The organism is Pantoea sp. GCM10028869 (genome assembly GCF_042666835.1).
Classification (GTDB): domain Bacteria; phylum Pseudomonadota; class Gammaproteobacteria; order Enterobacterales; family Enterobacteriaceae; genus Pantoea; species Pantoea leporis.
On record NZ_JBHTGO010000006.1, the window covers coordinates 272,382 to 285,718 of the forward strand.

Here is a 13,337-nt window from a genome sequence, read left to right on the forward strand (position 1 = left end):
ATGTTTGATCTTGAGGTTTTACTGCCGGACTTCTGGAGCATTCTCGATGCGGTGCCGGTGACGCTGCTGATGGCGGTGACGGTGTTTATCTGTTCAACGCTGCTCGGCGGGCTGTTTGCCTTTATTGAACATCGCCGCCTTCCGGTGCTGCGTCAGTTGGTGATCGCCTACAAAATTGCCTTCAAAGGCGTGCCGATGGTAGTGGTGATTTTCCTCGCCTATTACGGTTTGCCGCCGGCGCTGGATTTCGTTGCCACGCTGATTGGCGTGAAAGTGAATGCGCACTCGCTGCCGAACTGGGTGATCATCATCGTTGCCCTAAGCGCCTGTGTTGCAGCGTTTCAGGCGGAAGTGTGGAAGGGCGCGCTCAACTCCTTTGATAGCGGACAATCGGATGCGGCGCTGTCGCTCGGTTACAGCGGCGGCCAGCTGTTCCGCCGCGTGATGTTCCCGCAGATTATCGTGGCGGCGATTCCCGATCTGGCCAACGCCTTTATGGTGATCATGAAAGCGCTGTCGCTGGCGTTTGCCATCGAAGTGGTGGATATCTTCGCCCAGGCGCAACTGACCGCGGCGCTGAATTTCTACTACCTCGAAGCCTTCCTGGTGGCGGTGGTGTTTTACATGGTGATTGCCTATGTGGTGACCAAGATCGCCGATAAGATTGAGGCGAGATTGCGGGTACGGACCTGACCAAATCCGCGCGATAAATCGCGCCGCTACGATCAAGTGCACCCAACCGTAGCGGCGCACTTTATTGTGCAAAGAAGCCACCGCCAAATCACTTTCATTCTGCAAGTTACTTGCAAAATGAAAGTCACTCTGCAACAGTATCCGCCATCAAAACGATGTGGGATAGCCAACCTTGAAAAACCAACCGCTCTACAACATGCCTTGTCCCATCGCGCGCAGCCTTGGGCGCATTGGCGATGGCTGGAGCATACTGATTATGCGCGATGCGCTGGCCGGTTTTACGCGCTTCGATGAGTTCCAGAAAAGCAGCGGTGTAGCGCCCAACATATTGTCGCGGCGGCTGAAAGAGCTGGTGGACGATGGCTTGCTGGAGAAGGTGTGTTACAGCACCAGCCCGGCGCGCTTCGAATATCACCTGACGGCCGTCGGTCGCGATTTTCGCGGCGTAATTCTGGCGCTCACCGAGTGGGGCAGCACGCATTTCTCGCCGGAAGGTCGCCAGATGCAGCTGGTGGAAAGCGCTACGCAGCGTCCGGTGAAGATGCAGCTGGTCGATAGCGAAAACGGTCAGCCGCTGACGCTGGATAACTATCAGATGGTGCCCGGCCCGGCAGCGGAGCCGATGATGCACTATCGCCATGATTATCTGCAGAAAAAACGCGCTGGAGATAACACCCAGAAATTTGCGCCGCCGCCGCTGCACCAGCCGCAGTCATAACGCTAACGCGCAAGTAAGCATCCGCAGATTAAGGAATGAAAAATGAAACGAATTGTCATTACCGGCATGGGGCTGGTATCGCCGCTGGGCTGCGGCACGGAAGCGGTTTGGCAGTCGCTGCTGGCGGGAAAATCGGGCATCAGCGCCTTGCCGCCAGAGATGGTGCAGGACATCGCCTGCAAAGTGGCGGGACAGGTGCCGACGCTGGAGCAGGATCCCCAGCACGGTTTTAATCCCGACGGCATTATCGCCGCCAAAGATCGCAAGAAAATGGATCGCTTTATTGAGTTCGCTCTGGTGGCGGCGCATGAAGCACTGACGCAAGCCAACTGGTTCCCGCAGGACAGTGCGCAACAGCAGCGCACCGCCACGGTGATCGCCACCGGCATCGGCGGCTTTAACGAAATCGCCAACGCGGTTGAAACCACCGCCGAGCGTGGGCCGCGTCGCTTGTCGCGGTTTACTATTCCTTCGTTTCTCGCCAATCTGGCCGCCGGACACGTTTCGATTGCACATGGTTTTCGTGGGCCGATTGGCGCGCCGGTGACGGCGTGCGCGGCGGGTGCGCAGGCGATTGGCGATGCAGCACGGCTAATTCGCAGCGGCGAAGCGGATATTGCGCTGTGCGGCGGCACCGAAGCGGCGATCCATCGCGTGAGCGTGGCCGGATTTGCCGCAGCGAAAGCGATGTCGGGCGGCTTTAACGATCGTCCAGAGCAGGCTTCGCGTCCGTTTGATCGCGACCGCGACGGTTTTGTGATGGGTGAGGGCGCGGGATTGCTGGTGATTGAATCGCTGGAACATGCGCAGGCGCGCGGCGCGACACCGCTGGCGGAGCTGGTGGGTTACGGCACCAGCGCAGATGCTTACCATCTCACCGCCGGTCCGGAAAATGGTGAAGGGGCACGCCGGGCAATGGAAACCGCGCTGGCGCAGGCGGGCATTACGGCGAGCGAGGTGCAGCATATCAATGCACATGCTACGTCGACGCCGGTCGGTGACAGGGGCGAACTGGCAGCAATTAGCTCACTGTTCGCTGGCAGCGAGGTAGCGATCACCTCCACTAAATCGGCCACCGGACATCTGCTCGGTGCGGCGGGTGGCGTGGAAGCGATCTTCTCGATTCTGGCGCTGCGCGATCAGGTTGCTCCGCCGACGCTCAATCTGCAGAATCCGGATGAAGCGGCTGTTGGGCTGAATCTGGTGGCGCTGAAACCACAGCCGACGGTGATGACCTATGCGCTTTCCAACGGTTTTGGCTTTGGCGGCGTGAATGCCAGTTTGTTGTTTAAAGCCTGGCAATAGGTTTCCTATAATGGACCGACGATAGCGCGCAGGAATCGCCCCTTTGAGCACTGAAAATGAAACCCAGCAGCTGGCGGAAGAGCTCCGTAAGATGGTCAGTCATTTGGTACGTAACGTCCGCGTCAGCACCGCGACCGTGCGCACCTCGCAATATGAAACCTTAGATCTGCTCGACAGCCATGACGCGCTTTCTATCGCCGATCTCGCGCGGCTGCGCGGCGTGAAGCATCAAAGCATGCGATTAGTGATTAACGAACTGGAGGCGCAAGATTTGGTGCTGCGACAAAAAAGCGCGCAGGACGCGCGGGCGCAGGTGATTGTGCTGAGCGATCAGGCGCGCGCTGCGTTGGCGGCCGCACGTCAACAGCGTGCCGACTGGCTTGCGGCGCGCATCAATGAAACACTCGACCAGCAGGATCGCGACGATCTGCAAAAAGGGCTGGCTGCGTTACGCAAACTGCTTTAACTGCGTCATCACCGCCGCCAGCGTGTTCATGCCCCAATGTTCCGCGTATTTTCCCTCTTCAATTCGCACCATATCGATCACCGCGATCGTTACAGGTAAACCGGTGGGCGCGATGCCCATCAGCGATCCGCTGTGAACGCCGGTTATTGTTTTGCGCGTGGTGACCCAATCGCGCTCGGCGATTTGATCCTCAATGTGCACCTCAAGATGGGAGAAAGCGGGGCGCAGGATCTGATCGAAGGTGTGCCAAAGACTTTCGCGATCGCTGGGCGCGCCGGCTGGAGCTGAGCGGTTAATGAAGTTTTCGCCAACGAGCTGATCGAAAGCCTGGCGATCGCCTTCTGCAATCACCTGCTGATTGAATCGACGCACAACGGCTTTGTTATGTTCTGACATGGTGATTCCCCGCTGAATATATACAGTTTGACTGTATATATTTAACGGCAAGTGCGGAAGGCGAGTTTGTCAGGTTGTGCGGTGATTATGCTGCGTGCTGATGCCCTCACCCCGGCCCTCTCCCACGGGGAGAGGGAGCAAAAAGTTCCTCGCCCGCTTGCGGGAGAGGATTAGGGTGAGGGACAAAGCGCACCCAACTCAGCGCTTACTCAGCGCTTCCCACAATCCCAGCAGATAGGTGGTGCCTAGCGCGCGGTCGTACAAACCGTAGCCCGGACGGCCGGTTTCGCCCCAGATAAAGCGGCCGTGATCCGAACGGATGTAGCCATCGAAGCCGTTGTCATGCATTGATTGCAGCACTTTATACATATCCAGCGAACCGTATTCGGTTGGGTGCGCGCACTCGTAGAAATCTTTATCCTGGATAATCTTGATGTTACGCACATGGGCGAACGGAATACGTTTGCGGCGCGAGAACTCCGCCAGAATGGCGTAAACATCATTACTCGGATCTTCGGCAATCGATCCGGTACACAGCGTGATGCCGTTAGCCTCGGAATCGACCACGTTACAGATCCAGTCGAGATCGTCGCGGTTCTTCACCACGCGCGGCAGGCCGAAGATCGAATACGGTGGATCGTCCGGGTGGATCGCCATCTTCACGCCCACTTCTTCACATACCGGGATCACCGCTTTCAGAAAGTAAGCGAGGTTTTCACGCAGCTTAGCGTCATCAACATCTTTGTATTGGGCAAACAGATCCTGCACTTTTGCCAGACGCTCCGGTTCCCAGCCCGGCAGGGCGAAACCATTGGCGTTGCCCAGCACTTCCTGCACCACTTCGTCGAGGCTCTTATCAATGCCTTTCTTCTCGAACGCCATGGTGAGCGAGCCGTCTGGCAGCACGTAGTTCATGTCGGTCTTCATCCAGTCAAACACCGGCATGAAGTTGTAGCAAATCACCTTCACGCCAACCTCGGCCAGGTTGCGGATGCTCTGCTTATAGTTTTCGATGTATTGATCGCGGCTCGGCAGACCGATTTTGATGTCGTCGTGAATGTTGACGCTTTCGATCACTTCCACGGTCAGCCCGGCGGCATGCACCTGCTTAACCAGCGCGTTAATTTTCTCTTTCGGCCAGGTTTCACCTACCGGCACGTCATACAGCGCGCCCACGACGCCGCGCACGCCCGGCACCTGACGAATATATTCCAGCGAAACTTTATCTTCTTTCGGACCAAACCAACGCATTGTCAGTTGCATAATGTCATCCACCGTTATCGTGTCTGTGATAACTGATAAACTACCATTCTAGTAAACATCATGACAGCGCAGCGCGTCCAATAAGCCTTGATCCGCGTCACAGAACACAATTTATGCATCAGTGATGCAGCACAATTTCACCGAAATGCTCTTTGTATTTAAATAATTCCAAATCAGATCGCAGACCCAATTTACGCAGTGCAGTCTGTTTTTGCCCGCTGATGGTTTTACGGCTGCGCGCATATTTTCCGGCGATTTGCGTAATGCTTAATCCATCCAGATAGCAACGGATCACCTCGATCTCACGTGGGCTGAGATTGCGCAGCAGCAGCGTGATATCTTCGCCAGTTTGACGCGGCAATAAATAGTCATGCATTTCCCTATCGCTTTCCTGAAACTTATCCATCTCCAGCAGCATATCGGCGGTGAGAAAACGCTTGTTACGGCATACCTGATGCAGGGCGGTAATCAGCACTTCCTGGTCTTCACTTTTACCCACAAAACCATGCACACCCGCTTTTAACAGCAGTTGCACTATTGCCGGTTTTTCTACTGCCGAGGAGATCAGGATTTTCAAATCGGGATATCGCGCGCGCAGCTGTTTCACCATCTGCAGGCCGTCGAGTTCGTCTTCGCCAAGCATGTAGTCCAGCACCAGCACGTCCACTGAATGACGCTGTAGAAATGCCATCAGCTGTTGGCGTTGCGAAAAGGCGCCAGCCAGCTCCAGCAGCGCTTCCTGCGCCAGACGATACTGAATTGCTTTGCCGATCAGGGGATGATCGTCTAATACGGCAACCTGCCAGATTGCATCTTGTTTCATGGTTTCACCTCATTATCAGGATTATTTTTTAGTGCGTGGAGGAAGATCGCTTCCAGTTCGGCCACTGCTGTAGCGACTGCGGGAATCAGCTGCTGCAGGAACGCACTCTCTCGTTGTTCGGCTGCCTGCTCGGCGGCCAGGCAACTCTGTTGTAAGCTTTCAGCGCGCAGTAATTTGGCGCTGCCAAGTAATTGATGTGCAGCGTGGTGTGCGCCGGGGAAGTCCTCCGCCATGGCAGCTTGCTCCAGTTGTGCAAGATCGCGCGCATTTTGCTGCTGAGCGGTGGTGACCAGATCGCGCCAGGCTTGCGGATCATTGGCTGCGAGGTTTTCCAGGGTAAGCAGGGTTTCATTGCGCACACTGCTGGCAGCGCTGCCAGTGACCACTCGCAGCAGCTGGGTGCGCTCCAGCGGTTTAAACAGGCAACCATCCATGCCAGCCTGCGTCGCGAGTTGTGCAACGCGCTCTTCTGCCATCGCCGTCAGGCCATAAATCGGGACTGCGCGGCGATTCATTAGCTTCTCCTCAATACGTAACTGGCGGGTAAATTCAAAGCCATCCATGCCTGGCATATTGCAATCGGTGATGACACGATCAACGTCATGTTCGCGCCACAGTGCCAGCGCCGTTTCACCGTCTTCTGCCACCAACACATGATGCCCGGCGTAACGCAACTGTTGTGCCAGCAGCAGGCGATTGGTGGCGTTGTCATCTACAACCAGCATTCTTAAGGATGCGTGCACGACGTCATCAACTGGCTCAGCTTCTGCTTCAGTCAGCGTGGCGGGTTGGGCGATGAAGCGCAGCATAAATACGCTGCCCTCATCGGGCTCGCTCTCTACATGCAGCTCGGTTCCCAGCATCACCGCCAGACGGCGACAGATGTTGAGACCCAGTCCGGTGCCACTGACGCGATTAGTGCCCTGATCCACCTGAACAAAGGGCTCGAAAATCGCCTTTTGCTGTTCTGGCGTGAGACCAACCCCACTGTCGCAGACTTCCAGTACGTATTCGGGTTTAGTGATATCTGCCTGGTAAAGCGCCACTTCAACTTCACCCCGCGCGGTAAACTTAATGGCATTGCTGACCAGGTTCGCCAGGATCTGCTTCAACGCCACGGGATCGAACAGCACGCTGTCCTGATCGATATCCAGCATGACATTGAGCGCCAGCCCTTTATTTAGCGCCACCTGACGGAATAGCGCTTCAGTGTCGTAAACCACATCGCTCAGTGACATCGGCATGTGGCGAATGCTGAAATGACCGGATTCGATTTTCGCCAGGTCGAGAATATCGCCGACCAGCGAGAGCAGTGAACGGGAAGATTCCCACGCCAAATCGATATTCTTTTGCCGCTGCGCTTCGTCGCTCTGACCTAAATGTTCAATCTCCAACAGGCCAATCAGTGCCGCCAACGGCGTGCGGATTTCATGGCTCATATGTGAAAGGAAAGTACTTTTCGCCTCGCTGGAGCGCAGTGCCGCACGCTTCGCTTTACGCACGTCCTCTAACAAGGTTTCGATCGTGTGCAGTTGGTTGCTGATTTCGCGCTCGTGCTGGCGCTGCCTCGCCAGCGACGATTTCAGCAGATGGTTGCGCCACAGGAAAAACAGCAGGCAAATGCCGGCCACCGCAGCAATACGCAGCACGTAACTGCGATAGCTCTGCCAGGACGTGCTGGTGGCGGGCGGCGTGTACTTGATCCAGCGCTCCATCAGTGACTGCATGGTTGGCTGCGGAATATCGGACAGCGCTTTATTCAGGATGGAATTCAGATGCTCATCCGCCACATTGGTGGCCATCGCCATGCGAAACATCGGCAACGGTGCGACAAACGCCACTTTGAAGCGATCGTTGAAGTGGTTATTCAGCAAATATTGCGCCGATTCGTAGGGCACGATAAAGCCGTCAACCTCTTTGTCCTGCAGCTGCCCGAGGGAGTCGAGCGAAACCGCATTTTCACTAAAATCGATGGTTGGCCAGCGGCGACGCAGATCAAAGCGATAATAAGAACGCTCGTAGATGCCGATGCGTTTCCCTGTCATCTCATCGAAACTGTGCCAGTTACTGTCGCTGCGGGTCATCACCACCCAAGGCGAATAGACATAAGATCGCGTGTATTGAATCTGCGGGCTCTGCTTTGACGCGCCGTCACTCACCACAATCAGGGAATTGCGTTGATTAACCAGCGCATCGCGCATGTTGCTCAAGCCCCGCATTGGGTTGTAATGAAAACGAATACCGGTGCGTTGCGAGATGAGATTTAACAAATCAACGCTGAGTCCGGCGACACGCTGTTTGCTGTCGAGAAAGGTGAAAGGCAGATGTGTAGGGTCGTAATTCACCGTGATGTCGCGGTGCTCCGCCAGCCATTTTGCTTCGGCTTCGCTAAGGTCCAAAGGATGATTCTTCACCACCGACCGGTAATCAAGCCCCCAGGCTTCGGCAATTTGTACGGCATTACGTAGCGGGATATTTTTAAGAATTTCATTAATGGCGTCGATCAGCTCAGCATTGTCTGCGCGGGCGGCAAAGCGTGCATCCACATCGTTCATGTAAGGCGTGCTATGGCCTTCAATGATGTTCTGCAAGCCGCGCTGCGACAAATAGCGCTGCGTGGCGGAGTTACTCCAGAACACCATGTCCTCATTAAAAGCGGTATCGGTATAGGCCCAGAGCGGCGGTGAGGCGGGCGCTAATGTGGCTTCGGGATAGCGTTTATGCAGCAGCGCTTTCAGTTCGTCGTCACCGTAGTACATCAGGCGATAGCGGCTGTCATTCAGCTGACGATCAAATTTTGCCTGGCGGCGGCTAATCAACACGCTTTGCGCCAGCGAATAGGGAATACTCAGCGCCAGTTTGGTTTCATGATTAGCAGCCTGCGGGTAGTAAGGAATTAAATCGACTTGCTTGTTATTGAGCGCGTTAACCAGATCGAGACGGGTGTTATAGCGCTTAACCTCGACCGGGCGATTCAGCGTTTTCGCGATGATGGCCAGATAATCGGCGGACAGTCCTTCAAAGGTGTCCTCTTCGAATTCAACCGAATAGGGCGGTAACGTATGGCTCCATACGCCGACGCGCAGCACCGGATGACGTTTTAGCCACTGCTGTCCCTCTGCATTCAGCGTCACTTCAGGGGAAACCAGACCGTAACGCGGCGTGAATTTTAAGGTGGTGGCGCTCCAGGCCGACAGGCAAAAGCCCAACAAAAAAATCATGCTAAAAATGCGTTTGCCCACGAATTGATTCTCAGTTTTCTTTGCTGCTTTAGGCACTGCCGTGCGGCGGTGCGGCCCTCTGGCTGCGCTTTAATGCGCCAGTGACCCTTCACAGCGGCACGAAGCTCAACGGTTATTAAATGCTTTTTAAGAAATTTCTTACGTATGTAGGCGGGGCTTACTACAGGCTGGTACTTAAGTAAGTTAAGTCAGCTGTTTTGACAGGAAACTTTCGACGTAACTCCTGAAGTTTCTCCAATTTGCCGCTGCTAATCGGCTTTTCATTTGTTTTATTTACAGAAACTTCCCGGCAGGCAAAATAGCGATTATTTCCTCTCCTTCAGCCAACCATGTCAGAAGAAGCGCTGCGTCAGCAGATTCAGAACCTGAAAAAGCATAATGCGCGGTTAAAGCGTATAGCGCATGACGCGCGTAATAAGCTGAGTGCAGCGCTGGATGGAACCGGTTTATGTTTGTGGCAGCTGGATATTCCCAGCGGCAAGCTGGTGATTTTTAATCGTCGCTGGGGTGCGATGCTGGGTTTTCAGCCGAAAGAGACCAAAGCGCAGTTCGATGTGTGGCGCGAACGCCTGCATCCGGATGACGCCGACGAAGTGCTCAAAGCTTTTTACGATCACATTGAAGGGCGCGCGCCTTATTACGAAGCGCTGCACCGCATGCTGGGCAAAAACGACAACATTAAATGGGTGCTGGATCGCGGACGCGTTACAGAATGGGACGCAGCGGGTAATCCGCTCAAAGTCACCGGCACGCACATCGATATGACCAAAGAGAAGCAGTACGAAGCGCAGCTCTCATCGCTGGCGCATCACGATCCGCTAACCGGACTGACTAATCGCCATGCGCTCAATACGCAGTTCAGCAGGATGAAAGCGCTGGGCCCGCTGTGCGTGGCGTTTATCGATCTCGATAACTTCAAACACGTCAACGATACCTTGGGACATCGCAGTGGTGATGAGGTGTTGATTCAACTGAGCCAGCGCATCATCGACGTGGTGCCGCCAAACGTGGTGATCGGCCGACTCGGCGGCGACGAGTTTGTGCTGCTGATGCCGTTCCTGATCGACTATCCGAAAGTGCGCATTATGATACAGGCGGTGCTGGATGCCGCGCTGACGCCGTTTGATATTGATAATGGACATGCGCAGATTGGTGCGTCGATTGGTATTGCGCAGGTGCAGGAACGCGACAGCTTCGATGAGGCGCTGACGCGGGCCGATGAGGCGATGTATCAGATTAAGAAGAATGGTAAGCAGGGTTTTGGGTTGGCGGGGTAGCTTTTACCCTCGCCCTAACCCTCTCCCGCAGGCGGGAGAGGGGACCGTTCGAGCGGATACGTGTGGATATGTGGCAGCGTTTCCCTCTCCCCGGGCCGATCGAGCTTACATATGGCAGCGTTTCCCTCTCCCTGTGGGAGAGGGTCAGGGTGAGGGCATCAAGCCGCACCAATCTCAATCCGCCAGCAAATGCCCATACATGGTCATCAATCTGCGGGTGACGCCATTAGTCCAGCCGAAGCCGTCCTGCAGCGGATATTCGCCGCCGCCACCCGGACGGGCGCGATCGCCGCTGATGTCATACTTCTCCACCAGCTTATGATGCAGTGAATAGAAATTATTTACCGTATTCAGCCAGTTAACGGCAATTTCTGTCGCCAGCGTCTCTTCACCGTAGTGATTCAAACCGACCACCGCCATCCACTGCAACGGCGCCCAGGCATTGGGTTTATCCCATTGTTCGCCGCTCTCCACCATCGAGGTTAACAAGCCGCCTTGCGTCAGTAACAGATGGCGCAGCGCAACGGCCTGCAGGTGCGCCTGCTCAGGCGAGGCGAGGCCGAGGAACAGCGGCACCACCGCAGCAGCGGTGAAGGCGCCAAAGCGTTCGCGACGCCAGTCGTAATCGCGGTACACCCCGGCAGTGTTATCCCACAGATAGCGATGAATCGCCTGCTTACGCGCATCGGCTTTTTTCTGCCACGCCAGCGCCGTGAGCTCTTCACCTTTAGCGTGCGACAGCGTCGAAATCATCAGCTCCAGCTTGTAGAGGAACGCGTTGAGATCGATCGGAATAAATTGCGTGGTACGGATACTCGCCAGACGCTGCGGATCACGCAGCCAGCGTGAAGAGTAATCCCAGCCCGATGCGGCACCGGCACGCAGATCGCGATAAACCTCGTTGGCCGGACGACCTGATTTCTTCGCGGTTTCAATATCTTCCAGCCACGACTCATCGCGCGGCGTGTCGCGATCGTCCCAGTAACGGTTGAGCAGCGAACCATCTGGCATGCGCACCACGTGGCGATAGGCCTGATGCGGCATCAGCTCACCCGCGCCGTCCATCCAGAACTGGTACTCTTTCATCAGCTGATCGAGATAGCGTTTCGCGCCGCGAATGCCATCCTCTTCAAACAGTTCCACCATCAGCGCAAACACCGGCGGCTGCGAACGGCTGAGGTAGTAAGTACGGTTGCCGTTCGGCACGTGACCGTAGTTATCAATCAGCCAGGCGAAGTTATCCGCCATATGGCGCAGCAGATCGTCGCGGCCTGCATCGGCGAGGCCGAGCATGCTGAAGTAGGAGTCCCAGTAATAGGTTTCTCCAAATCGGCCGCCGGGCACCACGTAAGGTTTCGGCAACGGCAGCAGCGATGAGTGCGCTAAATGTTGCTGTGGCATTTTGGTTAACACCGGCCACAGATCGTCAATATGTTCGGTTAAGGTTTTATCTGGATTGGAAACATAAAAACTCTCATTCACCTGAGGTGAATAAAAATGTTCGTGCACGAATGCTTCCAGATCAAAATCCGCTGCGCGTTTACGGCGACGAAAACGAATTAAAATATCCAGCGGATCGAATTTTGGTGCGCAGTCCGGAAACGTTTTGCTGTCAGCAAATATGTGCGATGTCTGTACCTGCTCAAACAGTTCCATGTAGCGATCGGCAGGCGTCAGCGCATCCGGCGCGGGCAAACCTTCAATCAGCTCGGGTTCCGGCTCCGAATCCTGCATACCTTCGCGAACGAACTCGTGAGGATTATATTGATACTCCAGTTCAGCATCAGCGCGTCGATCCTCGAAAGCGTTATATTGCTGTTGGTTAGTATTAATAGCAGCCTCCTGGTAAATTCTTGAATGCGTAAAGAACAAATTATAGAGCTCTGAACGGGCGAAACAACAATGCGATTTATCTATGAACGTAATAAATCATGTCGATGGATCCGGTGTTTTTATGATTTTTCAGTGATTACAACGGACTATATTTCAGGAAATGAAAGCGGCTTTTAGGATGGATGTTTAAATAGCTGCACAGAAATATCTGTATTTAAGAAAATCGCTAAAATTTGCGCAAAAAAGCGTGGGATGGCTTGATCAATTTATGGCAAACGCAGCGAAAATAGAGCTGTATTTCCCTCACCCTAACCCTCTCCCGCAGGCGGGAGAGGGAACCGATCGAGTTAACATGTGGCAGCGCCTCACTCTCCCACAGGGAGAGGGAATCGATAGAGCTAAAATGTGGCAGCGACTCCCTCTCCCCGTGGGAGAGGGTCGGGGTGAGGGCATCAGACCGCACCTTACTTCTGCAACGCCGCCTTTATCACGTCCGCATACGGCGTGGTGGGGCGGCCAATCAGTTTGCTTAGCGTATGGCTATCGTCAAACAAACCGCCTTTTTCGGCGCCGGCATCTGAATCTGCCAGCATCTCTGACAAGCCCTCTGGCAAACCGGCACCTTTCAGCGCGGCGGCAAATTCGGCTTGTGGCAGATTGATGTAATCCACTTGCTCGCCAGACTGTTTAGCAATCTCGGCGCTGAACTGCGCCAGCGTGTAGCTGTCGTCGCCAGCCAGTTCATACACCTTGCCCGCCTGATCGTCACGGCTGATCACTTCGGCCGCTGCCGCCGCATAGTCAGCGCGCGCCGCGGAAGCGATGCGACCTTCGCCGACCGCACCAATAAAGGCATGATGCGCCAGCGCGGGCGCAATACTCGCCGCGTAGTTTTCGGTGTACCAGCCGTTACGCAGCAGCGCGAAAGGAATGCCTGAGGCTTTCAGCTGGGCTTCAGTCGCACGATGCTCAACGCCTAAACCCAACGGTGAGGTATCGGCATGCAGTAAGCTGGTGTAGGCGATAAAGCCAACGCCGGCGGCTTTAGCCGCATCGATCACCGCCTTGTGCTGCACTTCACGCTGGCCGACTTCACTGGAAGAGATCAGCAGCAGTTTATCGACACCGGCAAAGGCGCTTTGCAGCGTTTCCGGTTGGCTGTAATCCGCCGCTCGCAGCGTTACGCCCAGCGCCTGCAGATCGGCCGCTTTCTCGGGCGAACGCACCGCCGCAATGATTTCGCTAGCCGGCACTTTTTTCAATAACGCATTAATCACCAGACGGCCCAGTTGGCCTGTGGCACCTGTAATCGCAATCATGT

11 protein-coding genes are annotated in these 13,337 nt (G+C 55.2%); 5 read left to right on the forward strand and 6 right to left on the reverse strand.

Annotated features, from left to right (window positions below; all coding sequences use genetic code 11):
• From ACFQW4_RS17435 to ACFQW4_RS17450, 4 genes are all read left to right on the forward strand, one after another.
• Complete coding sequence (locus tag ACFQW4_RS17435; RefSeq protein WP_377726390.1) at window positions 1-693, forward strand: amino acid ABC transporter permease; 693 nt, start codon at window positions 1-3, stop codon at window positions 691-693.
• 172 nt (window positions 694-865) lie between these two features.
• Window positions 866-1,411 carry a helix-turn-helix domain-containing protein gene (locus tag ACFQW4_RS17440; protein ID WP_222185486.1) on the forward strand — a complete coding sequence of 182 codons (546 nt, stop codon included), beginning with the start codon at window positions 866-868 and terminating at the stop codon, window positions 1,409-1,411.
• Window positions 1,412-1,453: 42 nt separating this feature from the next.
• Complete coding sequence (gene fabF, locus ACFQW4_RS17445) at window positions 1,454-2,716, forward strand: beta-ketoacyl-ACP synthase II (RefSeq protein WP_377726392.1); 1,263 nt, start codon at window positions 1,454-1,456, stop codon at window positions 2,714-2,716.
• Window positions 2,717-2,759: 43 nt separating this feature from the next.
• Entirely contained in the window at window positions 2,760-3,182 is a 423-nt protein-coding gene (locus ACFQW4_RS17450; protein WP_101761875.1) for a MarR family winged helix-turn-helix transcriptional regulator, read from the forward strand.
• Here the strand turns inward: ACFQW4_RS17450 and ACFQW4_RS17455 are convergent.
• From ACFQW4_RS17455 to ACFQW4_RS17470, 4 genes are all read right to left on the reverse strand, one after another.
• Complete coding sequence (locus ACFQW4_RS17455) at window positions 3,165-3,578, reverse strand: ester cyclase (RefSeq protein ID WP_192236368.1); 414 nt, start codon at window positions 3,576-3,578, stop codon at window positions 3,165-3,167. The two genes, ACFQW4_RS17450 and ACFQW4_RS17455, sit on opposite strands and share 18 nt — an antisense overlap.
• A gap of 198 nt (window positions 3,579-3,776) precedes the next feature.
• Window positions 3,777-4,841: a mannonate dehydratase gene (uxuA, locus tag ACFQW4_RS17460; RefSeq protein ID WP_377726395.1), complete on the reverse strand. Its 1,065-nt coding sequence runs from the start codon at window positions 4,839-4,841 to the stop codon at window positions 3,777-3,779.
• A 118-nt stretch (window positions 4,842-4,959) separates the two neighbouring features.
• Complete coding sequence (locus tag ACFQW4_RS17465; RefSeq protein WP_137386443.1) at window positions 4,960-5,664, reverse strand: response regulator transcription factor; 705 nt, start codon at window positions 5,662-5,664, stop codon at window positions 4,960-4,962.
• Window positions 5,661-8,885, reverse strand: coding sequence for a transporter substrate-binding domain-containing protein (locus tag ACFQW4_RS17470; RefSeq protein WP_377726397.1), 3,225 nt, complete (start codon window positions 8,883-8,885; stop codon window positions 5,661-5,663). Before ACFQW4_RS17470 ends, ACFQW4_RS17465 begins: the two co-directional genes overlap by 4 nt.
• Before the next feature lie 350 nt (window positions 8,886-9,235).
• On the opposite strand from ACFQW4_RS17470, the gene ACFQW4_RS17475 reads away from it, so the two are divergent.
• On the forward strand, window positions 9,236-10,183 hold the full coding sequence (locus tag ACFQW4_RS17475) for a diguanylate cyclase domain-containing protein (protein ID WP_377726399.1): 948 nt from the start codon (window positions 9,236-9,238) through the stop codon (window positions 10,181-10,183).
• 174 nt (window positions 10,184-10,357) lie between these two features.
• Here the strand turns inward: ACFQW4_RS17475 and treF are convergent, their stop codons facing one another.
• A complete protein-coding gene (gene treF, locus ACFQW4_RS17480) occupies window positions 10,358-12,016 on the reverse strand; it encodes an alpha,alpha-trehalase TreF (RefSeq protein WP_052026007.1) in 1,659 nt (552 codons plus the stop codon).
• A 464-nt stretch (window positions 12,017-12,480) separates the two neighbouring features.
• Window positions 12,481-13,335 carry an SDR family oxidoreductase gene (locus tag ACFQW4_RS17485; RefSeq protein ID WP_110867251.1) on the reverse strand — a complete coding sequence of 285 codons (855 nt, stop codon included), beginning with the start codon at window positions 13,333-13,335 and terminating at the stop codon, window positions 12,481-12,483.
• Window positions 13,336-13,337 lie beyond the last annotated feature (2 nt).

What these genes read in the sequence shown, in the direction of transcription:
- ACFQW4_RS17435 (WP_377726390.1), top strand. Translation starts at nt 1, where the DNA reads ATGTTTGATCTTGAGGTTTTACTGCCGGACTTCTGGAGCATTCTCGAT.
- fabF (WP_377726392.1), top strand. Translation starts at nt 1,454, where the DNA reads ATGAAACGAATTGTCATTACCGGCATGGGGCTGGTATCGCCGCTGGGC.
- ACFQW4_RS17455 (WP_192236368.1), bottom strand. Translation starts at nt 3,578, where the DNA reads ATGTCAGAACATAACAAAGCCGTTGTGCGTCGATTCAATCAGCAGGTG.
- uxuA (WP_377726395.1), bottom strand. Translation starts at nt 4,841, where the DNA reads ATGCAACTGACAATGCGTTGGTTTGGTCCGAAAGAAGATAAAGTTTCG.
- ACFQW4_RS17465 (WP_137386443.1), bottom strand. Translation starts at nt 5,664, where the DNA reads ATGAAACAAGATGCAATCTGGCAGGTTGCCGTATTAGACGATCATCCC.
- ACFQW4_RS17470 (WP_377726397.1), bottom strand. Translation starts at nt 8,885, where the DNA reads ATGATTTTTTTGTTGGGCTTTTGCCTGTCGGCCTGGAGCGCCACCACC.
- ACFQW4_RS17475 (WP_377726399.1), top strand. Translation starts at nt 9,236, where the DNA reads ATGTCAGAAGAAGCGCTGCGTCAGCAGATTCAGAACCTGAAAAAGCAT.
- ACFQW4_RS17485 (WP_110867251.1), bottom strand. Translation starts at nt 13,335, where the DNA reads ATGATTGCGATTACAGGTGCCACAGGCCAACTGGGCCGTCTGGTGATT.